20 protein-coding genes are annotated in these 23048 nt (G+C 73.5%); 9 read left to right on the forward strand and 11 right to left on the reverse strand.

The annotated features are described in order from the left end of the window. Positions 1–18 precede the first annotated feature (18 nt). Genes nirD through ACZ67M_RS02785 form a run of 3 tightly spaced genes read right to left on the reverse strand, consistent with a single transcriptional unit; the run spans position 19 to position 4231 of the window. The gene (nirD, locus tag ACZ67M_RS02775; RefSeq protein ID WP_361354950.1) at positions 19–369 is read right to left on the reverse strand and encodes a nitrite reductase small subunit NirD; all 351 of its coding nucleotides are present in this window, start codon (positions 367–369) and stop codon (positions 19–21) included. Next, a complete protein-coding gene (gene nirB / locus ACZ67M_RS02780) occupies positions 366–2975 on the reverse strand; it encodes a nitrite reductase large subunit NirB (protein ID WP_469849307.1) in 2610 nt (869 codons plus the stop codon). Before nirB ends, nirD begins: the two co-directional genes overlap by 4 nt. Beyond that, complete coding sequence (locus ACZ67M_RS02785) at positions 2975–4231, reverse strand: NAD(P)/FAD-dependent oxidoreductase (protein ID WP_392235102.1); 1257 nt, start codon at positions 4229–4231, stop codon at positions 2975–2977. Before ACZ67M_RS02785 ends, nirB begins: the two co-directional genes overlap by 1 nt. A 232-nt stretch (positions 4232–4463) precedes the next feature. Between ACZ67M_RS02785 and ACZ67M_RS02790 the strand changes: the two genes are divergently transcribed. Further along, positions 4464–5246: a sulfite exporter TauE/SafE family protein gene (locus tag ACZ67M_RS02790; protein ID WP_122620235.1), complete on the forward strand. Its 783-nt coding sequence runs from the start codon at positions 4464–4466 to the stop codon at positions 5244–5246. Here the strand turns inward: ACZ67M_RS02790 and ACZ67M_RS02795 are convergent. Further along, positions 5243–6148, reverse strand: a complete 906-nt coding sequence (locus ACZ67M_RS02795; RefSeq protein WP_469849308.1) for an NAD(P)-dependent oxidoreductase — start codon at positions 6146–6148, stop codon at positions 5243–5245. The two genes, ACZ67M_RS02790 and ACZ67M_RS02795, sit on opposite strands and share 4 nt — an antisense overlap. 104 nt (positions 6149–6252) lie before the next feature. Between ACZ67M_RS02795 and ACZ67M_RS02800 the strand changes: the two genes are divergently transcribed. After that, positions 6253–6645 carry a winged helix-turn-helix transcriptional regulator gene (locus ACZ67M_RS02800; RefSeq protein WP_392008645.1) on the forward strand — a complete coding sequence of 131 codons (393 nt, stop codon included), beginning with the start codon at positions 6253–6255 and terminating at the stop codon, positions 6643–6645. Here the strand turns inward: ACZ67M_RS02800 and ACZ67M_RS02805 are convergent. Together ACZ67M_RS02805 and ACZ67M_RS02810 are read right to left on the reverse strand one after the other, a co-directional pair. After that, complete coding sequence (locus ACZ67M_RS02805; protein WP_469849730.1) at positions 6583–7212, reverse strand: class F sortase; 630 nt, start codon at positions 7210–7212, stop codon at positions 6583–6585. The two genes, ACZ67M_RS02800 and ACZ67M_RS02805, sit on opposite strands and share 63 nt — an antisense overlap. Positions 7213–7333: 121 nt before the next feature. After that, positions 7334–7867 carry a hypothetical protein gene (locus ACZ67M_RS02810; protein WP_361354966.1) on the reverse strand — a complete coding sequence of 178 codons (534 nt, stop codon included), beginning with the start codon at positions 7865–7867 and terminating at the stop codon, positions 7334–7336. Between the two features lie 290 nt (positions 7868–8157). On the opposite strand from ACZ67M_RS02810, the gene ACZ67M_RS02815 reads away from it, so the two are divergent. Continuing rightward, positions 8158–8745, forward strand: a complete 588-nt coding sequence (locus ACZ67M_RS02815) for an NADPH-dependent FMN reductase (RefSeq protein ID WP_392008651.1) — start codon at positions 8158–8160, stop codon at positions 8743–8745. Between the two features lie 66 nt (positions 8746–8811). Here the strand turns inward: ACZ67M_RS02815 and ACZ67M_RS02820 are convergent, their stop codons facing one another. Beyond that, on the reverse strand, positions 8812–10455 hold the full coding sequence (locus ACZ67M_RS02820) for a M4 family metallopeptidase (RefSeq protein WP_469849310.1): 1644 nt from the start codon (positions 10453–10455) through the stop codon (positions 8812–8814). 181 nt (positions 10456–10636) lie between these two features. Between ACZ67M_RS02820 and ACZ67M_RS02825 the strand changes: the two genes are divergently transcribed. Further along, positions 10637–11056, forward strand: a complete 420-nt coding sequence (locus tag ACZ67M_RS02825) for a gamma-glutamylcyclotransferase family protein (RefSeq protein ID WP_469849312.1) — start codon at positions 10637–10639, stop codon at positions 11054–11056. A 45-nt stretch (positions 11057–11101) separates the two neighbouring features. Here ACZ67M_RS02825 and ACZ67M_RS02830 read toward each other — a convergent pair whose 3' ends face one another. Together ACZ67M_RS02830 and ACZ67M_RS02835 are read right to left on the reverse strand one after the other, a co-directional pair. Continuing rightward, positions 11102–13201 (reverse strand): molybdopterin oxidoreductase family protein, encoded by a 2100-nt coding sequence (locus ACZ67M_RS02830; RefSeq protein WP_469849313.1) that lies wholly within the window; start codon positions 13199–13201, stop codon positions 11102–11104. Positions 13202–13347: 146 nt separating this feature from the next. Then, positions 13348–14034 (reverse strand): SanA/YdcF family protein, encoded by a 687-nt coding sequence (locus ACZ67M_RS02835; RefSeq protein ID WP_392008662.1) that lies wholly within the window; start codon positions 14032–14034, stop codon positions 13348–13350. 164 nt (positions 14035–14198) lie between these two features. Here ACZ67M_RS02835 and ACZ67M_RS02840 point away from each other — a divergent pair, with 164 nt between their 5' ends. From ACZ67M_RS02840 to ACZ67M_RS02860, 5 genes are all read left to right on the forward strand, one after another. After that, positions 14199–14981 (forward strand): sirohydrochlorin chelatase, encoded by a 783-nt coding sequence (locus ACZ67M_RS02840; protein ID WP_385798492.1) that lies wholly within the window; start codon positions 14199–14201, stop codon positions 14979–14981. Positions 14982–15104: 123 nt separating this feature from the next. Continuing rightward, positions 15105–16379, forward strand: a complete 1275-nt coding sequence (locus ACZ67M_RS02845) for a deoxyguanosinetriphosphate triphosphohydrolase (RefSeq protein WP_392008668.1) — start codon at positions 15105–15107, stop codon at positions 16377–16379. A gap of 144 nt (positions 16380–16523) precedes the next feature. After that, on the forward strand, positions 16524–17789 hold the full coding sequence (locus tag ACZ67M_RS02850) for an NAD(P)/FAD-dependent oxidoreductase (protein ID WP_385798488.1): 1266 nt from the start codon (positions 16524–16526) through the stop codon (positions 17787–17789). A 62-nt stretch (positions 17790–17851) separates the two neighbouring features. Then, complete coding sequence (dnaG, locus tag ACZ67M_RS02855) at positions 17852–19777, forward strand: DNA primase (protein WP_385798487.1); 1926 nt, start codon at positions 17852–17854, stop codon at positions 19775–19777. Between the two features lie 121 nt (positions 19778–19898). Then, a complete protein-coding gene (locus tag ACZ67M_RS02860) occupies positions 19899–21095 on the forward strand; it encodes an RNA polymerase sigma factor (RefSeq protein WP_385798622.1) in 1197 nt (398 codons plus the stop codon). A gap of 22 nt (positions 21096–21117) precedes the next feature. Here the strand turns inward: ACZ67M_RS02860 and ACZ67M_RS02865 are convergent, their stop codons facing one another. Together ACZ67M_RS02865 and ACZ67M_RS02870 are read right to left on the reverse strand one after the other, a co-directional pair. Next, positions 21118–21534 (reverse strand): universal stress protein, encoded by a 417-nt coding sequence (locus ACZ67M_RS02865; RefSeq protein WP_361355000.1) that lies wholly within the window; start codon positions 21532–21534, stop codon positions 21118–21120. Position 21535: 1 nt separating this feature from the next. Beyond that, positions 21536–23041 carry an APC family permease gene (locus ACZ67M_RS02870; protein ID WP_361355003.1) on the reverse strand — a complete coding sequence of 502 codons (1506 nt, stop codon included), beginning with the start codon at positions 23039–23041 and terminating at the stop codon, positions 21536–21538. Positions 23042–23048 lie beyond the last annotated feature (7 nt).

Genomic DNA, 23048 nt, shown 5'->3' on the forward strand with positions numbered 1-23048 from the left:
AAGTTCGGGCCAGGTGCGTCAGGCCGCCTTCACCTCGTACACCGCCACCCGTACCGCCTCGTCGTCCAGGCACTCCCCGGTGGTGAGGTCGAAGCGCTGCTTGAGCAGCGGGGACGCGACGAACGGGCGGCCCTGGTGGGTACCGGTCAGGCCGCGGGAGAGGACCGCGGCGCCGGTGAACGGATCCCGGTTGTCGATGGCGTACAGCCCGCCCTCCCGGTCCCGGAAGAGGGCCACCTGGCCGCCGTCCGGGAGCAGGGCCGCCACGCCCCGGCCGGGGAGCAGGGCGCCGAGGTCGCACGCCGTGAACCAGTCGTCGGTGAGCCGCAGCAGGACCTTGAGGTCGGTCGTCTCGGGTGCCAGGGTCATCGCCGGGTGCTTCCTTCCAGGAGGTCTTCCTCGGTGCGCCGCATGCCGATGTTCAGCAGCGGCAGGTCGGGCTTCATCTGGTCGCGCTCGGGTACGAAGCCCACGACCGGGTCGGGGGTGTCGGGCGCGTTCACGAAGGACACGAACCGGGCCAGCTTCTCGGGGTCGTTGATGGTCTCGGCCCACTCGTCGCGGTAGTGCGAGACGTGAGCGCGCATCAGGGACTCCAGCTCGTCGCAGATGCCGAGCGAGTCGTGCACGACGACGTCCCGTACGTGGTCCAGGCCGCCGGGGATCCGCTCCAGCCAGGTGGAGGTGCGCTCCAGCTTGTCGGCGGTGCGGATGTAGAACATCAGGAACCGGTCGATGAGGCGGACCAGTTCGGCGTCCGAGAGGTCCTGCGCCAGCAGGTCCGCGTGGCGCGGGGTGGCACCGCCGTTGCCGCCGACGTAGAGGTTCCAGCCGTTGGAGGTGGCGATCACGCCGAAGTCCTTGGACTGGGCCTCGGCGCACTCGCGGGCGCACCCGGAGACCGCCGACTTCAGCTTGTGCGGGGAGCGCAGCCCCCGGTAGCGCAGCTCCAGGTCGATCGCCATCCGCACCGAGTCCTGGACGCCGTAGCGGCACCAGGTCTGCCCCACGCAGGACTTCACGGTGCGCAGCGACTTCCCGTACGCGTGCCCGGACTCGAAGCCGGCGTCCACCAGCCGTGCCCAGATCACCGGCAGCTGCTCGACGCGGGCGCCGAACATGTCGATGCGCTGGCCGCCGGTGATCTTCGTGTAGAGCCCGAAGTCGCGGGCGATCTCGCCGATGACGATCAGCTTCTCCGGGGCGATCTCGCCGCCGGGGATGCGCGGGACGACGGAGTACGAGCCGTTCTTCTGGAGGTTGGCCAGGAAGTGGTCGTTGGTGTCCTGGAGCGCGGCCTGCTCGCCCTCCAGGACGTAGCCGCTCGCGCCGATCGCCGGGGCCAGGGAGGCGATGATCGAGCCGACCGCCGGCTTGCAGACCTCGCAGCCGTCGCCGCCCCGCGCGCCCTCGCGGCCGTGCCGGTCGAGCAGCTCCCGGTAGGAGGTGACCCGCAGGGCGCGGACGATCTCGTACAGCTCCTCGCGGGTCTGCGCGAAGCAGCCGCACAGGCCCTTGTCGACCTCGACACCACTGGCCTCCAGCTCGGCGGTGACCAGCTGGCCGAGCACCTTGACGCAGGAGCCGCAGCCGGTCCCGGCCTTGGTGCACTTCTTCACCTCGGGCACGGTCGTGCACCGGTGGTCGGTGACCGCGCCGCGGATGCTGCCCTTGGTGACGTTGTGGCAGGAGCAGATCACCGCGTCGTCGGGGAGCGCGGACGGGCCCAGCTGGGCCGGGGCCCCGGCACCGGCGGGCAGGACGAGCGACTCGGGGGAGACCGGCGGGACCGAGCCGGTGAAGGCGCGCAGCGTGCCGTACGCCTCCGCGTCGCCGACCAGGATGCCGCCGAGCAGCGTGCCGTCGCGGCCGACGACCAGCTTCTTGTACAGCCCCGCGCGGGAGTCGGAGTAGACGACGTCCAGGCAGTCCTCGGCGGTGCCGTGCGCGTCGCCGAAGGAGGCCACGTCCACGCCGAGCAGCTTCAGCTTGGTGGACAGGTCGGCGCCGGTGAAGGACGCCTCCTGGGCGGCGATCGTCGCGGCCGCCGTCTCGGCCTGCTCGTAGCCCGGCGCCACCAGCCCGTACACCCGCCCGTCGGACGCCAGCGCGCACTCGCCGATCGCGAACACGTGCTCGTCGGTGACCGTGCGGCACCGCTCGTCGACGCTGATGCCGCCGCGCTCGCCGACCGCGAGACCGCAGTCCCGGGCCAGTTGGTCGCGGGGGCGGACGCCGGCGCTGAACACCACCAGGTCGGTGGCGAGTTCGGAGCCGTCCGACAGTTTCATGCCGGTGACGGCGCCGTCGGCGCCCGTCAGGATCTCCTGCGTGCCGACCCCGGTGTGGACGGACAGGCCCATGCCCTCGATGGTGCGCAGCAGCGCCGCGCCGCCGCCCTCGTCCACCTGGACGGGCATCAGGCGGGGCGCGAACTCCACGATGTGCGAGGTGAGTCCGAGACCCTTCAGCGCGCCCGCCGCCTCCAGGCCGAGCAGTCCGCCGCCCACCACCGCGCCGGTCGTCGCGGTCTTGGCGTACTCCTCGATGGCGAGCAGGTCCTCGATCGTCCGGTAGACGAAGCAGCCCTCGGCGTCCTTGCCGGGGACCGGCGGGACGAACGGGTAGGAGCCGGTGGCCAGGACGAGGACGTCGTACTCGACGACCAGCCCCGACCGGGCCGTCACCTTCCGCGCGTCCCGGTCGATCGTCTCCGCCGCGTCACCGACGCGCAGCTCGATGCCGTGCTCCTCGATGAAGGCGAGGTCGGTCATCGACAGGTCCTCGGGGGTCTTGCCCGAGAAGTACGACGTGAGCTGGACGCGGTCGTAGGCGGGGCGCGGCTCCTCGCACAGCACGACCACGCGGTGCGTCGCGGTCAGGCCGCGCTCGGCGAGTGCTTCCAGGAAGCGCTGGCCGACCATGCCGTGGCCGACAAGCACGATCGTCGGGGTGTGCCCCGGGGTGGCGGTCATCAGGAGCCTCCGTCATGGGTGAGCAGGTGGAGCAGGGGGCCGCCGTCGGAGGGGAGCGGCTCTGCTCCCTCCCAGGCGCGCGCGAGCGCGCCGACGGTGCCGAGTTCGCCGACCAGGACCCCGCCGACCAGCCGGTCGTCGCGGACGACGACCTTGCGGTACGTGCCCCGGGTGGCGTCGGCGAGCTGCACGACGTCGTCGCCGGGGAGGGGGTCGGTCTCGCCGAACGCGGCGAGGTCGAAGGAGCCGTCCGGCCCGCCGAGGGGGCTGTCCGGCCCGAGAGGGCTGTGGGGCCCGGTGAGGGTGAGACGGGTCAGGGAGCGGGTGCCGGTGTAGCGGGCGGTGCCGTTCCCGGCGAGCAGTTCGGCCAGCGCGCCGGCCTGTTCGAGGGCGGGCGCGGCCAGCCCGTACACGCGCCCGTCGTGCTGGGCGCAGTCGCCGACGGCGCGGATGTGCGGGTCCGAGGTGCGCAGCTCGTCGTCGACGAGGACGCCCTTGCCGACGTCGAGGCCCGCCTCCTGCGCGAGGCCGACGCGGGGCCGCACCCCGCAGGCGAGCACCACGAGGTCGGCGCCCAGCGCGTACCCGTCGGCCAGCTCCACCGACCGCACCGCCCCGCCGACGCTGCGCACGTCGCGCACCCGGCACTCGGTGTGCACCTCGACGCCGAGGTCCTCCAGATGGCGCCGCACGAGCACGGAGGCCGCCGGGTCCAGCTGGCGTTCCATGAGCCGTTCCGCCTGCTGGGCGAGGACGACCTGGGCACCGCGCACGGCCAGCGCGCGGGCGGCGGAGACCCCGAGCAGCCCGCCCCCGATGACGACCGCCCGCACCCCCGCCCGAACCGCCTTCGACAGCCCCAGGCAGTCGTCCAGCGTCCGGAACGCGTGCACGCCCTCGGGCAGCGCGCGGTCCGGGGTGAACAGGCCGCGCAGCGGCGGCAGCACGGCGTTGGAGCCGGTGGCCAGGACCAGCGTGTCGTACGCGATCACCGACCCGTCGGCGCACCGCACGGTCCGCCCCTCCCGGTCGATGCCGGTGACCCGGCCGCGCAGCAGCCCGGCGGGCGCCGGCAGGCTGATCACGTCGGGGCCGTACCGTCCGGCCAGCACGTCGGCGAGCAGCACCCGGTTGTACGGGCGGTGCTCCTCGTCGCCGACCAGCAGCGCGGGCGTGCCCAGCTCACCGAGGAGCCGGGCGAGCGTCACGCCCGCCAGTCCGGCGCCGATCACCACCACACGCTCATTCGAGGTCATGGCATCGAGCGTGCGGCGCCGGTGTTACCCGGTCGCATCGCGTCTGTTTCCCGCGGGGAACGCTGCCCTCAGCGGGTGCGGGGGGTGGGTGTGAGGGCGTGCGGGCGGCCGGGGCCGGGCCGGCCGGCGTACCTCGGAGGACCCTCGGCGTACCTCGGAGGGCCCTCGGCGAACCTCAGAAGACCCTCATCTCGATGGACGGCACATCCATCTCGTCCATAGGGTCGCGATCATGCCCGACATATCGCTGACCACGCTCGTCCTGCTCTGCCTCGCCGCCCTCGCGGCCGGCTGGATCGACGCCGTGGTCGGCGGCGGCGGCCTCCTGCTCCTGCCGGCCATGCTGCTCGGCCTGCCCTCCGGCACCCCCGCCGCGCACGCGCTGGGCACCAACAAGGCGGTCGCCATCGTCGGCACCACGGGCGCGGCGGTGACGTACGCCCGCAAGGCCCCGGTGGACGTCCGCACGGCCGTCCGCATCGGGCTGGCGGCGCTGGCGGGCTCGTCCGGCGGGGCCTTCTTCGCGGCCGGGATGAGCACGGAGGTGCTGAAGCCGGTCATCATGGTGGTGCTGCTCGCCGTCGCCGCCTTCGTGATCTTCCGCCCGGCCTTCGGCACCGCCCCCGCGACCGGCCCGGCCACCCGCCGCCAGATCCTCGCCGCGATCGGCCTCGCGGGCGTCGGCATCGGCTTCTACGACGGCCTGGTCGGCCCCGGCACCGGTACGTTCCTGGTCCTGGCCCTCACCGCCCTGCTCCACCTGGACCTGGTCACCGCCTCGGCCACCGCCAAGATCGTCAACTGCTGCACCAACGCGGGCGCCCTCGCGACCTTCGCCTGGCAGGGCGCGGTCCTGTGGCAGCTGGCCGCGCTCATGGCGGTCTTCAACCTGGCGGGCGGCATGTTCGGCGCACACACGGCGCTGAAGAAGGGGAGCGGCTTCGTACGGGTGGTGTTGCTGACGGTGGTGTTCGCGCTGGTGGCGAACCTGGCGTACGAGCAGTGGGTGGCCTAGGCGCCGGTCCCGCCCCGCCCCACATCCAGCAGCTCCACCGCCCCCGTCCCGTCCTCCTCCCCGTGCCCCTCGCCGAGCCACCGCTCCATCAACTCCGTGTACGGCGTCAGCAGCTCCGCGCTCACCCCCTGCTCCTCCGCCGTGCGCAGCAGGGTCGCGTTGCCCGCCACCTGCATCGCGAGGTTGGAGACGACGCCGTGGGAGTAGTCGCCGCGCTCCAGCTGCTCGGCGGTCAGGTGGACGGCCGGGGCCATCGCGGTGAGCCAGGAGGACAGGAGCGGTGCGAAGTCCCGCGGTGCGATGTCCTCCCGCCGGATCAGGGCGAAGGCGTGTGAGACGCCCGCGAACATGCCCGTCATCGCGCTCAGCAGCGCCACGTCGTGCAGGGCCGCGAAGCCCGGGTCCTCGCCGACGTAGCGGGTGCCGGCGGGGACGGCGAGGGTGTCGCGGTGCTCGGCGAAGAGGGCGGAGGAGCCGCTGTAGAAGACGTAGGCGCCGGAGTCGGCGGCCCCGATCATCGGCGGTACGGCCATGATGCCGCCGTCCAGGAAGCGGGCCCCGCGCGCCGTCGCCCAGGCGGCGCGGGTGCGGCCGTCGGCGGGGGTGCCGGTGGTCAGGTCGATCAGGTCGCGGCCGGTCAGGTCGACGCCGGCCAGGGCCGCGCCGACCGACGCGTCGTCCAGGAGGCAGACGATCACCAGGCGGTTCGCCGAGACCGCCTCGGCGGCGGTGCGGGCGACCGTGGCGCCCTCGGCGGCCAGGGCCTCGGCGCGGGCGGGGGTGCGGTTCCAGACGGTCACCGGGTGCCCGGCGGCCAGCCAGGCGCGGACGAGGGCGGCGCCCATCGCGCCGGCGCCGAGGACGGTGAGGGGAATAGGGGGAGTGGTCGGCTTGTCGGTCATGGGGACAGCCTCTTCCGGGGGACGGGGCCGCTCAAGTACGTACTTGAGAGTGGGTGGTTACCCGGGGGGAAGTACGCGGGCGGTGGACGAACGGGGTGACGGGGATGGGTACGGCACGGCGGCCGGGGGCGTACGTGTGCGGCGTCGACGCGGCGATGGACGTGATCGGCGGGAAGTGGAAGGTGCTGATCCTCTGGGCGCTCGGCGAGCGCGTCCGCCGCTTCGGGGCCCTGCGCCGGGAGCTGCCGGGTGTCACGGAGAAGGTGCTCGCCGCACAGCTGCGGGAGCTGGAGGCCGACGGCATCGTGCACCGCGAGGAGTACCCCGAGGTGCCGCCGCGCGTCGAGTACTCGCTCACCGCGCGGGGCGTCGCCCTCAACGAGGCGCTGGCGCCGCTCGGCCTGTGGGGCAGGGCGCACGTCCTGGGCGACGGCTCACCGGCTGCCGGTCAGGTGCGCGAAGACGACCACGTTCCCCTGGTATCCGGTACTGCGTGAGTAGTCGCCGCCGCACGTGATGACCCGCAGCTCGGGCCGGGTCGCCGCGCCGTACACCTTGGCGTCGGGGAAGTCGTCGGCGGCGTAGACCTCCACCGCGTCCACCGTGAAGACCGCGACGCCGCCGTCCCGCCGGTCGACCTCGATCGTGGCGCCCTTCTCCAGCGCGCCGAGCCGGTAGAAGACGGCGGGGCCCTCGGCGTTGTCGACGTGCCCGGCGACGATCGCGGTGCCCCTCTCGCCGGGGGTGGTGCCGGCCTCGTACCAGCCGGCGAGGTTCTTCTTCTCGGCGGGCGGCACGTCCAGGCTGCCCGAGGACGTCAGCCCGAGCCCCGTCATGGGCGCGTCCACCTCGATCGCGGGGATCCGGACGCGGTCCGGCGGCGAGGGCGGCAGCGCCGGTGCGGCGGGCGGCGCCTCGGCGCTCCGCCCGGTGCCGGAGGCGGCCTGCGCGGCCGACGGCTGCGGCGGGGCCTCGCTCTCCGCGCCGCCGACGAGCAGCCACGCCCCGGAGCAGAGAGCGACCGCGGTGACCGCGGCTATCGCGGTGTTGCCGACCCTGCGCATGTACATCCCCTCTCCAGTCGGGCCTGGTGGTCTCCCCTGCCCCCTCCGGGCCGCGAGGGGCGTCGGACCCGGAGGGGGTGGGGAAGTGCGGTACCGGCGGACGGGCAGCGGAGGGTGCCCGTCAGATCCCGTCGCCTCTCGCCCGGCGATGCAGGAGCCAGGTACCGCCCGCGGCGGCGACGGCGAGAGCCGCCACACCGGCCGCGGTCTGCACGGGGTCGGGGCCAAGAGCGCCGCCGACCCCCGTCTTCACGCTTCCTCTCGGATACACCGGCGCCTCGGCCGCGGTCAGCGTCACCACCAGGTCGCCCGTCACCCGCTGCTCGTCGTCCCCGCAGGTCGCGACGATCTCGTACGTTCCCGGCTGCGCGCTCGGCGGCACCTCGAAGTGCCCGGCCGTCTCCCCGTCGTCCGTCCCCGGCGCCAGCGGGAACGTGCCGGCGCCGACCGCGCTGGCGTCGCCGGCCGCCGAACCGCCCTCTCCGCACCACGCCGTGGTCACCATGGCCCGCTCGCCCGGCACGACCGAGGACGGGTACACCTCCAGGCCACCGGTCGGTGCGGCGTCCCCGGCGTACACGGTCGCCGGGGAGGCGAGGCCGACGGCCGCGACGGCGAGCGCGGTGCCGGTCAGCAGGCGGGCGGTACGTCGCATCGGTGCTCCTTTGAGCTCTTCGGTGGCCCCTGCCCTACCGAGGAAAGTGGCAGCGGACCCGGCCCGCTCCCCGAGCGCGCGGCGCGGATTGGGATGAACGGGTGTCGCCGGTGCGCCGGAGGGGAGTCGATGTGACTGTGTTTCAGCAGGTCACGGGGGCGTGCCGGACAGGTGGCGGAAAAGATCCCGAAGGGTGCGGGACGCGGGTGTGAACGGGTGAGTGGCGCCGCCGAACGGGCCCGCCGCCACGGCTTGACCTCAAGTTTGGTCGAGGTACCAGGCTGTTCCGCATGGACACCACGACCGCCCCACTGCGGGTGACCCTCCTTGTCGGCAGCAACCGCCACGGCCGCTTCGGCCCCGTCGTCGCCGACTGGCTCCTGGACCACCTCCGGGCCCACGACGACCTGATCCCGGAGGTGGTCGACGTGGCCGAGGCCGACCTCCCCACGACGTTGGCCCCGACCCCGGAGGCGACCGCCGCGCTGGCCGGGGTCACGCCCAAGCTCGCCGGCGCCGACGCGTTCGTCGTGCTCACGCCCGAGTACAACCACTCGTTCCCGGCGGGCCTGAAGAACGTCATCGACTGGCACTTCACCGAGTGGCGGGCCAAGCCCGTCGGCCTCGTCTCGTACGGCGGCCTGGCCGGCGGCCTGCGCGCCGCGGAGCACCTGCGCCAGGTCTTCGCCGAACTGCACGCCGTCACCGTCCGCGACACCGTCTCCTTCCACAACGCGGGCGCGTCCTTCGACGACGAGGGCACGCTCAGGGACCCGTCGGGGCCGGACGCGGCGGCGAAGACGATGCTCGACCAGCTGGTGTGGTGGGGGCGAGCCCTGCGCGAGGCGAAGGAGAAGCGGCCCTACGACGACATCTGAGAACGCACGGGGCCGCCCCGGGTTCCATGACGGAACCCGGGGCGGCCCACACCGCGCGTGGCGGGCTCAGCCCACGCTCACCGCGCTCCACGCCGCGCCGACCGCCGCGTACTCGGCGCTGTCGGTGCCGTACAGGTCACCGGCCGCGCTCAGGGTGGCGGTGCGGGCGCCCGCGTAGTCCGTGGACGAGGTCATGTACACCGTCAGCGCCCGGTACCAGACGTCCCCGAGCTTGTCCCGGCCGATCCCGGAGACCGAGGAGCCGTCGCAGGTGGGGGAGGAGTAACGGACCCCGCCCACGGTCCGCGCACCGCTGCCCTCGGCCAGCAGGTAGGCGAAGTGGTTGGCGATCCCGGAGGAGTAGTGGACGTCCAGGTCGCCCACCGCCGTGTTCCAGCAGTCGGCCGAACTGCCGTCCCTGCTGGGCTTGTCCATGTATCGCAGCGCGTCCCGGCCGAACCCGTCCCGGACGACCTTCTCGCCGATCAGGTAGTCCCCGGGGTCGGTGGCGTTGCCCGCGTGCCACTCCACCAGCGTGCCGAAGATGTCCGAGGTCGCCTCGTTGAGGCCGCCCGACTCGCCCGAGTACGTCAGCGCCGCCGTCGACGAGGTCACCCCGTGCGTCATCTCGTGCCCGGCGACGTCCAGCGAGACCAGCGGCCCGAACGTGCTCCCGTCACCGTCGCCGTACGTCATGCAGAAGCAACTGTCGTCCCAGAAGGCGTTGTTGTACTTGTTGCCGTAGTGCACCCGGTTGTACGACCCCTTGCCGTCGCCCGCGATGCCGCTGCGCCCGTGCACGTCCTTGTAGTAGTCCCACGTGACGTCGGTGCCGTACTGCGCGTCCACGGCGGCCGAGGCGCGGTCGCCGGCGCTCCCCGTGCCCCAGTGGTTGTCGGCGTCGGTGAACAGCGTCGAGGGGGCCCGGACCAGGCAGATGCCGAGGAAGCACAGGTCGGTCTGGTTCTCCGCGTCACCGGTGTAGGTGGAGCCGCGCGTCGGGTCCTTGAGCTGGTACGACGACCCCGAGGACGTGGTTTCCAGCGGCACCTTGCCGCCGTACAGCGACTCGCCGTCGCCCGCGGCCGTCTCGATGGTGTCCCAGGCGTCGATGCGGGCGCCGGTCCCGGCGTCGGTCAGCACGGTGCGCGCGACCGGGTTGCCGCCGGGATCCATCGCCGCCGCGTTCGTCCGCCAGGCCAGCTTCGGGGTCCCGTGCAGGGCGTCGACCACCAACTGCGGTTTGGCGGTGAGCTTCTTCAGCAGCTCGCCCGGGTTGGCGGCGCGCAGCGCGTTCGCGGCCAGGTCGGCGGCCTTGGGGGCCGACAGCTTCGGGGTGACGGTCGGCAGGGAGACCTGGGCCTCGGTCGCGCGGTCCGCGCCGCGGAACTCGCCGTCGGGGGCGAGGTGGAGGACGAAGTCGCCGCCCAGAACAGGCAGTTCGTGGTAGGTGCGGTCGTAGCGGACGTGCTGGGTGCCGTCGTCGTCGACGATGACGTCGCGGACCTCGGTGTCCTGCGCCGCGGTCAGGCCGAGGGCGTCGGCGCGGTCGGCGAGGACGGTGGCCGCGTGTCCGAGGGCGTCGGCGGAGGTGGGGCCGTCGGCGGCGTGGGAGGTGGGGGCGAGGACGGTGCCGAGCAGCGCGGCGGTGGCGGCGGCGATGCCGGCCGTGGCGGGGCGGGAACCTCGGACGTGCCGTATTCGGCTCATCGGACTCCTTGGGGAGGAGCGCTACGGGGCGCGTGGGGGTGCGGGGGGCGTGGGGAAGGCGGGGGCCCGGAGGCGTGGGGAGGTGGGGGTGTTGACTCAGATTTAAAGGACCCCCGGCATGTCATGTCCATAGCCCGCCGGTGAAGATCATGAGGGGCATGGGGCGAGAGAATGACCTGTCGTGGACACCACGCGACTGCCGTTCTTCGTCTACGGGACCCTGCGCCCCGGCGGTGTTAATCACGACGCCTTCCTGCGCGGGCGCACCCGCGCCGGGGAACCCGCCCGCCTGCACGGGGCGTTGCTCTACCCGGGCCCCGGCTACCCCTACGCCGTGGAGGCGCCCGGGGGAAGCGTGCGCGGGGAGGTCGTCACCGCGCTGCCCGAGGAGTACGAGATGCTGCTCGCCGAACTGGACCGGCTGGAGGAGTACGTGCCGGGCGACCCGCGCAACCTCTACGACCGGGTGGCCAGGAGCGTCGTACGGGACGCCGACGGGACGCCCCTGCGGGCCTGGGTGTACGTCGCCGCCCCCGCGGTCGCGGTCCGCCTGCGGGCCACCGGCAGACCGGTCGCGGACGGGAACTGGCCCGTGCCATGACGGCCGCCGCCCGCGGCACCGCCAGCCGCGCCCCCGGTCCGCCGCCTACGGAGCCCTCTGCTCCGCCACCTCCACCCGTACCGCGCACACCTTGAACTCCGGCATCCGCGAGGTCGGGTCGAGGGCCGGGTTGGTCAGCGTGTTGGCGCGGCCCTCGCCCGGCCAGTGGAAGGGCATGAACACCGTGTCCGGCCGGATGCCGGTGGTGATCCGGGCCGGCGCCACCGCCCGCCCCCGCCGGGACACCACCGCCAGCGGGTCCCCCTCCGCCGCCCCGAGCCGCGCCGCCAGCCGCGGGTGCAGCTCCACGAACGGGCCGGGCGCGGCGGCGTTCAGCTCGGCCACCCGCCGGGTCTGCGCCCCGGACTGGTACTGCGCCACGACCCGCCCCGTGGTCAGCAGCACCGGATACGCGTCGTCCGGCTCCTCGGCGCTCGGCCGGTGCGCGACGGGCACGAACCCGGCCCGGCCGTCGTCGGTGGCGAAGCGGTCCAGGAAGAGACGCGGGGTGCCCGGGTGCGGGGGAGTGTCGTCCGTCGGCGCCGGGCACGGCCAGAACACGCCGTTCTCCTCCGCGAGCCGCCGGTAGTCGATCCCCGAGTAGTCCGCCGGACCGCCGGCGCTGGCCCGGCGCAGCTCCTCGAAGACCTCCTCGGGTTCGGTCGGGAACCCCTTCTCCACACCCAGCCGCGCGGCCAGGCCGTGCAGCACCTCCAGGTCGCTGCGGACCCCGTCCGGCGGCGTGATCGCACGCCGCCGCAGCAGCACCCGCCCCTCCAGACTCGTCGTCGTCCCCGTCTCCTCCGCCCACTGCGTCACCGGCAGCACCACGTCCGCCAGCGCCGCCGTCTCGGAGAGCACCACGTCGCACACCGCCAGGAAGTCCAGCGACCGCAGCCGCCCCTCGACGTGCGCGGCCCGGGGAGCCGACACCACCGGGTTGGACCCCATCACCAGCAGCGACCCGATGTCCGTCCCCAGCGCGTCCAGCAGCTCGTACGCACTGCGCCCCGGCCCCGGCAGCGAGTCCGGGTCCACGCCCCACACCTCGGCCACGTGGAGCCGCGCCGCCGGGTCCGTCAGCTTGCGGTAGCCCGGCAACTGGTCGGCCTTCTGCCCGTGTTCGCGCCCGCCCTGCCCGTTGCCCTGCCCGGTCAGACAGCCGTACCCGGACAGCGGCCGCCCGGCCCGCCCGGTCGCCAGGCACAGATTGATCCACGCGCCCACCGTGTCCGTGCCCTTGGCCTGCTGCTCCGGCCCCCGCGCGGTGAGCACCATGGCCGCCTCCGGCGCGCAGAACAGCCGCACCGCCTCCCGCAGCTCGGGAACGGACACCCCCGTGATCCGCTCCACGTACTCCGGCCAGTGCGCCATCGCCGCCGCCCGTGCCTCCTCCCAGCCGGCCGTGCGCTCCTCGACGTACCGCTCGTCCACCCGCCCCTCGGCCACCACCAGGTGCAGCATGCCCAGCGCGAGCGCCAGATCGGTGCCGGGCCTCGGCGCCAGGTGCAGGTCGGCCTGTTCGGCGGTCTTCGTGCGGCGCGGGTCGACGACGATCAGGGTGCCGCCGTTCTCCCGCAGCTCGGTGAAGTACCGCAGGGACGGCGGCATCGTCTCCGCCGGGTTCGACCCCACGAGGATCACGCAGCCGGTCTTCGGGATGTCCTCCAGGGGGAACGGCAGTCCTCGGTCGAGCCCGAACGCCTTCGTCCCGGCCGCCGCCGCCGACGACATGCAGAACCGGCCGTTGTAGTCGATCTGCGAGGTGCCCAGCACCACGCGGGCGAACTTGCCCAGCGCGTACGCCTTCTCGTTGGTCAGCCCGCCCCCGCCGAACACCCCCACCGCGTCCGCGCCTCGCTCCGCCCGGGTGCGGGCCAGGTTCCCGGCGATCCGGTCCAGCGCCTCGTCCCAGCCGGCCGGCACCAGCTCGCCGCCGTCGGAACGCACCAGCGGCGAGGTCAGCCGCGCCCCCGACGCGAGCACCTCCGGCGCCGTACGCCCCTTGCCGCACAGCGCGCCCCGGTTCACCGGGAAGTCCGCGCGCTCGCTCACCTCGACGGTCCCGCCGGCGGCGGGCGTCAGATTCATCCCGCACTGCAAGGCGCAGTACGGGCAGTGCGTGGGCGTGGCGGTGTTCTGCATGCCGTCCAGCCTGCGGCTTCCGTGTTACGCGGCTGGTCGGCGCTCTGTTACACCGCCGGGACGGCGACCTCCCCGCCGCCCTCGGGCCACGGTGAGGGGCTGCTCGTCCGGGCCTGCTCGTCCGGGCCTGCTCATCCGGCGTCGGCTCATCCGGCGTCGGCCAGAGCCAGCGCCACCCCCGGCTCCTTCGGCCCGAGGAAGCGCGGGTCCGGTTCGACCGCCGCGTCCAGCGCCGCCTTGCCCGCCGCGAGGACCTCCCGGGCACCCCCGTAGTACCAGGTCGCGTCGTGACGCTCGTCCACCCCGACGCCGTACGACGCCACCCCCGCCTCCTGGCAGAGCGCGACCGCCCGCCGGATGTGGAAGCCCTGGCTGATCAGTACGGCCCGGTCCACCCCGAAGATCTTCTTCGCGCGGACGCAGGAGTCCCAGGTGTCGAAGCCCGCGTAGTCGCTGACGATCCGCCCGTCGGGCACGCCGTGCCGCACGAGGTAGGCGCGCATGGCGTCCGGCTCGTCGTACTCCTCCCGGCTGTTGTCCCCGGTGACGAGCACCACCTCGATCCGCCCCGCGCGGTACAGCTCGGCCGCCGCGTCCAGCCGGTGCGCCAGGTACGGCGACGGCTCGCCCTCCCACAGCCCGGCGCCGAAGACGACGGCGACCTCGGTGCGCGGCACGTCGGCCGTGGTGCGCAGCCGGTCGCCGGTGACCAGGTGCATCCACGTCGCGGGCAGCAGCGCCAGCACGCACGCCGCCACCACCGCCCGGATCAGCCGCCGCTGTCCCGTGCGGGTGCGCGGCAGGCGCGGTCTGCGAAGTGTCGGGCGGCGCATCGGACGGTCCCCTCCCCGGTCGGTCACTGCCCTCAGGGACGTACCGGAGCGCCGTCCGGTTCGCCGGACGCTCACACGCGGTGGGCGGCGGCGTGTGAACCGGAGGAAAATTGTCGTGACGCCCACGCAACGGGAAGGCAACGTCACCCGGCCACGATCGGTGCATGACGGTGATGACAGTGACGGGCAGCACGAGCACGCGGGCCACCGGCGGAGCACCCGCCCTGGTGGCCGTCGCCCACGGCAGCCGCGACCCGCGCGCCCTGAGCACCGTGAGCGCCCTCCTCGACCGGGTCCGCGCCCTGCGCCCCGGCCTGCCGGTGCACCTCGGCCACATCGAGCTGAACGAACCCCTGCTCCCCGACACGCTGGCCGCCCTCGGGGACGGGCCCGCGGTCCTCGTCCCGCTCCTGCTCAGCCGCGGCCACCACGTCAAACGCGACATCCCCGACATGGCCGCGGCCTCCCCGGCCCGCACCCGCGTCGCCGCCCCGCTCGGCCCGCACCCCCTGCTCGTGGACGCCCTCCACGCCCGCCTGCTGGAGGCCGGCTGGCCCACCCGGGCCCCACGGGACGCCGCCGTCGTCCTCGCCGCCGCGGGCTCCCGCGACCCGGACTCCAGGACCGACACGACCCGCACCGCGTCCCTCCTCGCCGCCCGCCTCGGCGTCCCGGTCCTCCCCGCCTACGCCTCGGCGGCGTCCCCCACCGTCCCGGACGCCATCCGCACCCTGACGTCCCGGGGCCACCGCCGAGTGGCCGTCGCCTCCTACTTCACGGCCCCGGGCCGCTTCGCGACGGAGTCCACGGCAGCGGCCCCCTGGACAGCCGCGTCCCCCCTGGGCACCCACCCGGCCATGGCCCGCCTGCTCCTGCACCGCTACGACGAGGCCGTGAATCCGATCACAGGCGGCGCTTCGATTCGCCGGGCAACCGCCACCCCCTAGGGGCGCGGGGCCGTATCGATGTGCGGCTCCGCCGCGCGGGCGCGACCAGCCACGAACCGCCCGCACCCGCGCGACCACCGAACCCGGCAGACGCATCCGCGCCCACCGCTTAATGTTCATCACATGGAAGGCACAGACACCCCACCCCCCTACGACCCGACGTCAGTCGCCCGCTGGGCCCCCGAGCCGGACAAACGCCCCGGCCGCACCGCCTTCCAACGCGACCGCGCCCGCATCCTCCACTCCGCCGCCCTGCGCCGCCTCGCCGGCAAGACCCAGGTCGTCACCCCGGGCGAGGGCAGCCCCATGTGGGACGCCAGCCCCCGCACCCGCCTCACCCACTCCCTGGAGTGCGCCCAGGTCGGCCGCGAACTCGGCGCCGCCCTCGGCTGCGACCCCGACCTCGTGGAGGCCGCCTGCCTCTCCCACGACCTGGGCCACCCGCCCTTCGGGCACAACGGCGAACTGGCGCTCAACACCTTCGCCGAGGACTGCGGCGGATTCGAGGGCAACGCCCAGTCCCTCAGGCTCCTCACCCGCATCGAGCCCAAACGGTTCACCGAGGACGGCTCCGTCGGCCTCAACCTCACCCGCGCCACCCTCGACGCCGCCACCAAGTACCCCTGGCCCCGCGGCGCCCACCCCACCGACCCGTCCTCGCGCAAGTTCGGCGTCTACGACGACGACCGGCCCGTCTTCGAGTGGCTCCGCAAGGACGCCCCCGGCGCCCGCACCTGCTTCGAGGCCCAGGTCATGGACTGGGCGGACGACGTGGCGTACTCCGTGCACGACGTCGAGGACGGCCTGCACGCCGGCCACATCGACCCGAACTGCCTGCTCGCCGACCCCGAGCGCGAGGCCGTCTTCGAGGCCGCCGTCGGCCGCTACGTCCCCGAGGGCACCGACCACGCCGAACTCGCCGCCGCCCTCGACCGCCTCCTCGCCCAGGACTGGTGGCCGCACGGCTACGACGGCACGGCCGGCGCCCAGGCCCGCCTGAAGGACGCCACCAGCCAGCTCATCGGCCGGTTCTGCCTGGCCGCCGAGACGGCCACCCGGGCCGCGTACGGCGGCGGCCGGCTCACCCGGTACACCGCCGAGCTGGTCGTCCCGAGGGAGACCCAGCTGGAGTGCGCCGTCCTCAAGGCGGTCGCCGTCCGGTACGTCATGCAGCGCACCGAACAGGAGGCGCTCCGCGCCGACCAGCGGATCGTCGTCGCCGAACTGGCCGAGGCGCTCACCGCCCGCGCCCCCGACGGCCTCGACCCGCAGTTCCGCGCCCTGTTCGACGCGGCCCCCGACGACCGGGCCCGCAAACGGGTGATCGTCGACCAGATCGCCTCCCTCACCGACGCCTCGGCCCGCTCGCTTCACGCCCGGCTGACGGGGCATCCATGAGACTGGTGGGACAGGTGTGACCCGACGGACCGCGAAGCTCCGGAAACCGGACGCTCCGTGGCCTGATCGGGTCGCTCCTCTTCCCGCACCACGCCACGTGCGGGACGCTCGCATGTGGCGGCACCCTGACGAGGAGGCAAACAAGTGGTCGACGCGGATCAGACATTCGTCATCGTCGGAGGCGGCCTGGCGGGCGCGAAGGCGGCCGAGACACTCCGCACGGAGGGCTTCACCGGCCGGGTGATCCTCATCTGCGACGAACGCGACCACCCCTACGAGCGCCCCCCGCTGTCCAAGGGCTACCTCCTCGGCAAGGAGGAGCGCGACAGCGTCTTCGTGCACGAGCCCGCCTGGTACGCGAGCCACGACATCGAGCTGCACCTCGGCCAGACCGTCGTCGCGATCGACCGCGCCGCCAAGACCGTCCACTACGGCGACGACGGCACCCACGTCAGCTACGACAAGCTGCTCCTCGCGACCGGCGCCGAGCCCCGCCGCCTCGACGTCCCCGGCACCGACCTCGCGGGCGTCCACCACCTGCGCCGCCTCGCCCACGCCGAGCGGCTCAAGGGCGTCCTCGCCTCCCTCGGCCGGGACAACGGCCACCTCGTCATCGCCGGCGCCGGCTGGATCGGCCTGGAGATCGCGGCGGCGGCCCGCGAGTACGGAGCCGAGGTCACCGTCGTCGAGCCCGGCCCTACCCCGCTGCACGGCGTCCTCGGCCCTGAGCTGGGCGCCGTCTTCGCCGAGCTGCACGAGTCGCACGGGGTGCGCTTCCGCTTCGGCGTGGAGCTGACCGAGATCGTCGGCCAGGACGGCATGGTGCTGGCCGCCCGTACCGACGACGGCGAGGAGCACCCGGCGCACGACGTGCTCGCCGCGATCGGCGCCGCCCCGCGCGCCGCGCTCGCGCAGGCGGCCGGGCTGGAGATCGCCGACCGGGCGCACGGCGGCGGCGTCGTCGTCGACGAGCACCTGCGCACCTCCGACCCCGACATCTACGCGGCCGGCGACGTGGCCTCCTTCCACCACGCCCTCTTCGACACCAGCCTGCGCGTGGAGCACTGGGCCAACGCGCTGAACGGCGGCCCGGCGGCGGCCCGCGCGATGCTCGGCAAGGGCACGGCCCACGACCGCGTCCCCTACTTCTTCACCGACCAGTACGACCTGGGCATGGAGTACTCCGGCTGGGCGCCCGCGGGGTCGTACGACGAGGTGGTGATCCGCGGGGACGCGGCGAAGCGCGAGTTCATCGCCTTCTGGGTGAAGGAGGGCCGCGTGCTGGCCGGGATGAACGTCAACGTGTGGGACGTCACGGAGCCGATCCAGCAGCTGATCCGCTCGAAGACCCCGGTGGACACGGAGGCCCTCGCGAATCCGCACGTATCCCTGGAAAGCCTCCTCGCATAGCTGTCGTACCGGAGCCGGTCACCGTGCCGGAGCATGTCGGTGCCGCCCCGTAGACTTCACGCGTGGCAGGACGGATCAACGACGAGGACGTGAAGGCGGTACGGGACGCGGTCCCGATCGACGCCGTCGTCTCGGAGTACCTCCAGCTGCGCAACGCGGGCGGCGGCAATCTGAAGGGCCTGTGCCCCTTCCACGACGAGAAGTCCCCGTCCTTCCAGGTCAGTCCGAGCAAGGGGTTCTTCCACTGCTTCGGCTGCCAGGAGGGCGGCGACACCATCACGTTCGTGATGAAGATCGACCACCTCACCTTCTCCGAGGCGGTCGAGCGCCTGGCCGGCCAGGCCGGCATCACCCTGCGCTACGAGGAGGGCGGGTACAACCCCACCCACCAGCGCGGCGAGCGCATCCGCCTGGTCGAGGCCCACAAGATCGCCGCGCAGTGGTACGCGGAGCAGCTGGCGACCAGCCCCGAGGCGGACACCGGCCGCGCCTTCCTCGCCGACCGCGGCTTCGACCAGGCGGCCGCCCAGCACTTCGGCGTCGGCTACAGCCCCCAGGGCTGGGACCACCTCACCCGCTTCCTGCGGGGCAAGGGCTTCAGCGACAAGGAGCTGGTCCTCTCCGGCATCTCGCAGGAGGGCCGCCGCGGCCCCATCGACCGGTTCCGCGGCCGGCTGATGTGGCCCATCCGCGACATCGGCGGCGACGTCGTCGGCTTCGGCGCCCGCAAGCTCTACGAGGCGGACAACGGGCCGAAGTACCTGAACACCCCCGAGACCGCGATCTACAAGAAGTCCCAGGTCCTCTACGGCATCGACCTGGCGAAGAAGGACATCGCGAAGGCGTCCCGGGCGGTCGTCGTCGAGGGCTACACCGACGTCATGGCCTGCCACCTCGCCGGCGTGACCACCGCCATCGCGACCTGCGGCACGGCCTTCGGCGGCGACCACATCAAGATCCTCCGCCGCCTCCTCATGGACAACGGCTCGGCCCGCGTGATCTTCACCTTCGACGGCGACGCGGCCGGCCAGAAGGCCGCCCTGCGCGCCTTCGAGGACGACCAGAAGTTCGCCGCCGAGACCTACATCGCCATCGCCCCCGACGGCATGGACCCCTGCGACCTGCGCCTCGCCAAGGGCGACGACGCCGTGGCCGACCTGGTCGAACCGCGCACCCCGCTCTTCGAGTTCGCGTTGCGCCAGATCGTCTCCCGCTACGACCTGGACACCCCCGCCGGCCGCGCGTCCGCGCTGGACGAGGCCGCCCCGGTCGTCGCCCGCATCAAGAACAGCGGCGCCCAGCACGAGGTCGCGGTCCAGCTCGCCGGGATGCTCGGCATCCTGGACACCCAGTTCGTCGTCAAGCGCATCGCCCAGCTGGCCCGCTGGGCCCGCGACCGGGGCGGCAGGGGCGCTGCCGGCCCCGACCGGCAGCAGCACGGCGGCGCCCAGCACCAGACCGCGCCCACCCGCCCCGGCCCCCGCGGCCCGGCCCTCAACCTCCGCAACCCCGTCTTCGCCACCGAACGCGAACTCCTGAAACTCGCCCTCCAGCGCCCGGAGCTGGTCTCCCCGGCCTTCGACGCGTACGGCGTCGACGAGTTCACCGCCCCGCCCTACGCCGCCGTACGCGAGGCGATCCTGGAGGCGGGCGGCGCCGAGTTCGGCGTCCAGGACCCGCAGGACTACCTGGTCCGGGTGCGCGACGCGGCCCCCGACGACACCGTCCGCGCCATGGTCACCGAACTCGCGGTCGAGGCGATCATGCTGCACCGCGGCGTCAAGGACGTCGACGAGGTCTATGCCGGCGCCCAACTGGTCACGGTCCGCCGCCGCGCCGTCGAACGCCGCATCCGCGACATCACCGGCCGCCTCACCCGCCTCTCCACCCACGGCGACCCCGCCGAACAGGCAGCCGTACAGAACGAACTCTGGATCCTCCAGCAGTACGACCAGAACCTCCGCGTCCAGGGCGCCGCCGCCCTCTGAACCGACCCCGGGTATTCACGCGGTCACGGCCCGGACGCAAAAAGTCACCGCACGCCCCTCGTGGCGGTGATGTGTCGTACCCCACACTGGGGGCGGTGCCTGAGTCCTCGGAGTGTGGCCGATCCGTTCCGGCGGGTCACCGGTTCCCGCGGTTCCGTTTCACGGCGTACGGGACGGACGGCGGCGAGCGAGCCGACTCCGCCCCCCGAAGTACCGCCGCCGGCCCCCGCCGGCCGCGTCCATCCTGGAGGTCGCCCCCGTGCAGACCCAGACCCTCACCCAGACCGACGCCAGTACCGACGGCGCGGAGCCGGACGCCGAGCGCGGGGTCCTCGTCGCCATGCCCCCGGAGAACGAGCCCGCCGAGCCCGCCGAACCGCCGCCTCCCACCCGTACCGAGTCCGGTGGGCCCTCCTCCGACCTGTTCCGGCAGTACCTCCGCGAGATCGGGCGGATCCCGCTGCTCAGCGCGGCCGAGGAGGTCGACCTGGCGCGGCGCGTGGAGGCCGGGCTGTTCGCCGAGGAGAAGCTGCGCCTCACCCCCGACCTGGACAGCAGCCTCGCCCTCGACCTGGACCGGATCGTCGTCCTGGGCCGGGTCGCCAAGCGCCGGCTGATCGAGGCGAACCTGCGGCTCGTGGTGTCGGTGGCGAAGCGGTACGTCGGGCGCGGACTGACCATGCTCGACCTGGTCCAGGAGGGGAACCTCGGGCTGATCCGGGCCGTGGAGAAGTTCGACTACGCCCGCGGCTACAAGTTCTCCACCTACGCCACCTGGTGGATCCGGCAGGCCATGTCCCGCGCCCTGGCCGACCAGGCCCGCACCATCCGCGTCCCGGTCCACGTCGTGGAGCTGATCAACCGGGTCGTCCGAGTCCAGCGCCGCATGCTCCAGGAACGCGGCTACGAGCCGACGCCGCAGGAGGTCGCCGACCACCTGGACCTCGCCCCCGAGCGGGTCGGCGAGGTGCTGCGCCTCGCCCAGGAGCCGGTCTCGCTGCACGCCCCGGTCGGCGAGGAGGACGACGTCGCCCTCGGCGACCTGATCGAGGACGGCGACGCCGCCAGCCCCGTCGAGTCGGCCGCCTTCCTGCTGCTGCGTCAGCACTTGGAGGCCGTGCTCTCCACCCTCGGCGAGCGCGAGCGCAAGGTCGTCCAGCTCCGCTACGGCCTGGCCGACGGCCGGCCCCGCACGCTGGAGGAGATAGGCCGCATCTTCGGCGTGACCCGGGAGCGGATACGGCAGATCGAGTCCAAGACCCTCAACAAACTCCGCGACCACGCCTACGCGGACCAGCTCCGCGGCTACCTGGACTGAGCCGGGCCACCGCGGCGGCCCCTCACTCCTCCGTCGGCACGCACAGCACCGGGACCGGCGACAGGTGCAGCAGCTTGTGCGGGGTGGAGCCCAGCAGGGCCCCGCGCATCGGGCTCTCGCCCCAGCTGCCCACCACGATCACCCGCGCCCCGTGCCGGGCGGCCGCCGTGAGCAGGGCCTGGGCGGGCTTCTCGTCGATGATCTCGACCGTGCTCGGCACCCCCGCCTCGTCCGCCGCCTCCACGGCATGGCGGAGCGCCGTCCGCCCCGTCTCCACCAGCGCCTCGTGGTGGGAGCCGTACTCCTCGCCCATGGCCCCGGGGGCCGCGGCACCGTAGACGAGCACCAGCGGCTCGCCGAAGGCGGCCGACACCTCCACCGCGACCCGCAGCGCGCGCACGGCGCCGGCCGACTCGTCGTACCCGAGGACGACCGACATCTCAGCTCTCCTTGTCCGTCACGGGATCCGGGCCCGCCACACCGGGCCGCTCCGACCAGAACGCGGGTGACACGAACCGCCACACGAGCATCAGGACCACCCCGACCAGGGCGATGCCGATGCCGATGACCAGCGGCGGACCGAGCCCCAGCCAGGACACCCCGCTGTAGGAGTTGGCGGGGTCGGCCATGTCGATCACGGACTCCACCAGCAGCCAGATCAGCAGCCCCGCCCCGACCAGCGGCCCCACCCCGATCAGCAGCAGGTTGCGCAGGCTCTCGGTGAGCCGGCGCCGGTAGTACACCGCGCAGGCGATGCCCGTCAGGGCGTAGTAGAAGGCGATCAGCAGCGACAGCGCGGTGAGCGAGTCGAAGAGGGCGTTCTCGCTGATCTGCCGGACCACGAGGTACCAGACGATGGCGATCCCGGCCACCCACCAGGTGCTCACGTCGGGTGTCCGGTAGCGCGGGTGGATGCGGCCGAACGTGGCGGGCAGCGCCTGGCGGCGGGCCATGGACAGCGCCGTGCGCGAGGCGGGGATGATCGTCGTCTGGGTCGAGGCCAGCGCGGACGTGGACACCGCGAGCAGCACCACCCAGTCCCAGCCGCCCATGGCCTCCCCGGCCAGCAGGGCGAAGACGAACTCCTCCTCGCCCGCGTTCTCGGAGAGGAACAGCGGACCGGCGTACGCCACCACCGCGAAGCCGACCGCCACGTATGTCACCAGCAGCACGACCGTCGACCAGACGGCCGCCCGGCCGGGCGCGGACGCGGAGTCCCTGATCTCCTCGGTGAGGTTGACCGCCGACTCCCAGCCCCAGTAGATGAACACCCCAAGGAGCAGCGCCGCCGTCAGGGACGCGCCTCCGGAGCCGAAGGGGTTCATCCAGTCGGCCGCGGGTTTGACCGAGTCGAGGGTGCCGGTGCCCGCGTAGACCCGGTACAGCGCGACCACCGCGAAGGCGAGCAGACAGGCGACCTGCGCGAGGATCAGCACGTTCTGCACCCGGGCCGACAGCTCGGTGCCGATCACGCACACCCCGGTCATCACCAGGATGAGCAGCACGGTCAGCAACTGCCGTACGACCTCGTTCTCGGCCCAGCTGTCCAGCCCCACGGTGAGCAGTCCGAAGGTGACGGCGACGTCCGCGAGCGAGCCGACGACCAGCACGCCGGTCATGGCGATGGCCCACCCGCCGAGCCACCCGAACCACGGACCCATGGCCCGGGTGACCCACGAGAAGGTCGTCCCGCAGTCCTGGTCGACCTTGTTGAGGTAGTAGAACGCGGAGGCGATCAGCAGCATCGGCACGAAGGACGCGAACATCACGCCCGGCGCGTAGATCCCGACCAGCGCGACGACCGGGCCGATGACCGCCGCCAGCGAATACGCCGGCGAGGTCGCGTTGAGTCCGATGACCAGCGCGTCTACGAAGCCGATCGCGTTGGCCTTCAGGCCGGCCGGACGGCCGGCGTCTCCCTCGGTTCCCTCGGTGGTGGTGGCCATGGCCCCT

The organism is Streptomyces sp. NPDC107500, from assembly GCF_055582785.1.

Excerpts from the sequence above, each read along its gene's own strand:
- nirD (WP_361354950.1), bottom strand. The coding sequence starts at position 369 with ATGACCCTGGCACCCGAGACGACCGACCTCAAGGTCCTGCTGCGGCTC.
- nirB (WP_469849307.1), bottom strand. The coding sequence starts at position 2,975 with ATGACCGCCACCCCGGGGCACACCCCGACGATCGTGCTTGTCGGCCAC.
- ACZ67M_RS02785 (WP_392235102.1), bottom strand. The coding sequence starts at position 4,231 with ATGACCTCGAATGAGCGTGTGGTGGTGATCGGCGCCGGACTGGCGGGC.
- ACZ67M_RS02790 (WP_122620235.1), top strand. The coding sequence starts at position 4,464 with ATGCCCGACATATCGCTGACCACGCTCGTCCTGCTCTGCCTCGCCGCC.
- ACZ67M_RS02795 (WP_469849308.1), bottom strand. The coding sequence starts at position 6,148 with ATGACCGACAAGCCGACCACTCCCCCTATTCCCCTCACCGTCCTCGGC.
- ACZ67M_RS02800 (WP_392008645.1), top strand. The coding sequence starts at position 6,253 with ATGGGTACGGCACGGCGGCCGGGGGCGTACGTGTGCGGCGTCGACGCG.
- ACZ67M_RS02805 (WP_469849730.1), bottom strand. The coding sequence starts at position 7,212 with ATGCGCAGGGTCGGCAACACCGCGATAGCCGCGGTCACCGCGGTCGCT.
- ACZ67M_RS02810 (WP_361354966.1), bottom strand. The coding sequence starts at position 7,867 with ATGCGACGTACCGCCCGCCTGCTGACCGGCACCGCGCTCGCCGTCGCG.
- ACZ67M_RS02815 (WP_392008651.1), top strand. The coding sequence starts at position 8,158 with ATGGACACCACGACCGCCCCACTGCGGGTGACCCTCCTTGTCGGCAGC.
- ACZ67M_RS02820 (WP_469849310.1), bottom strand. The coding sequence starts at position 10,455 with ATGAGCCGAATACGGCACGTCCGAGGTTCCCGCCCCGCCACGGCCGGC.
- ACZ67M_RS02830 (WP_469849313.1), bottom strand. The coding sequence starts at position 13,201 with ATGCAGAACACCGCCACGCCCACGCACTGCCCGTACTGCGCCTTGCAG.
- ACZ67M_RS02835 (WP_392008662.1), bottom strand. The coding sequence starts at position 14,034 with ATGCGCCGCCCGACACTTCGCAGACCGCGCCTGCCGCGCACCCGCACG.
- ACZ67M_RS02840 (WP_385798492.1), top strand. The coding sequence starts at position 14,199 with ATGACGGTGATGACAGTGACGGGCAGCACGAGCACGCGGGCCACCGGC.
- ACZ67M_RS02845 (WP_392008668.1), top strand. The coding sequence starts at position 15,105 with ATGGAAGGCACAGACACCCCACCCCCCTACGACCCGACGTCAGTCGCC.
- ACZ67M_RS02865 (WP_361355000.1), bottom strand. The coding sequence starts at position 21,534 with ATGTCGGTCGTCCTCGGGTACGACGAGTCGGCCGGCGCCGTGCGCGCG.
- ACZ67M_RS02870 (WP_361355003.1), bottom strand. The coding sequence starts at position 23,041 with ATGGCCACCACCACCGAGGGAACCGAGGGAGACGCCGGCCGTCCGGCC.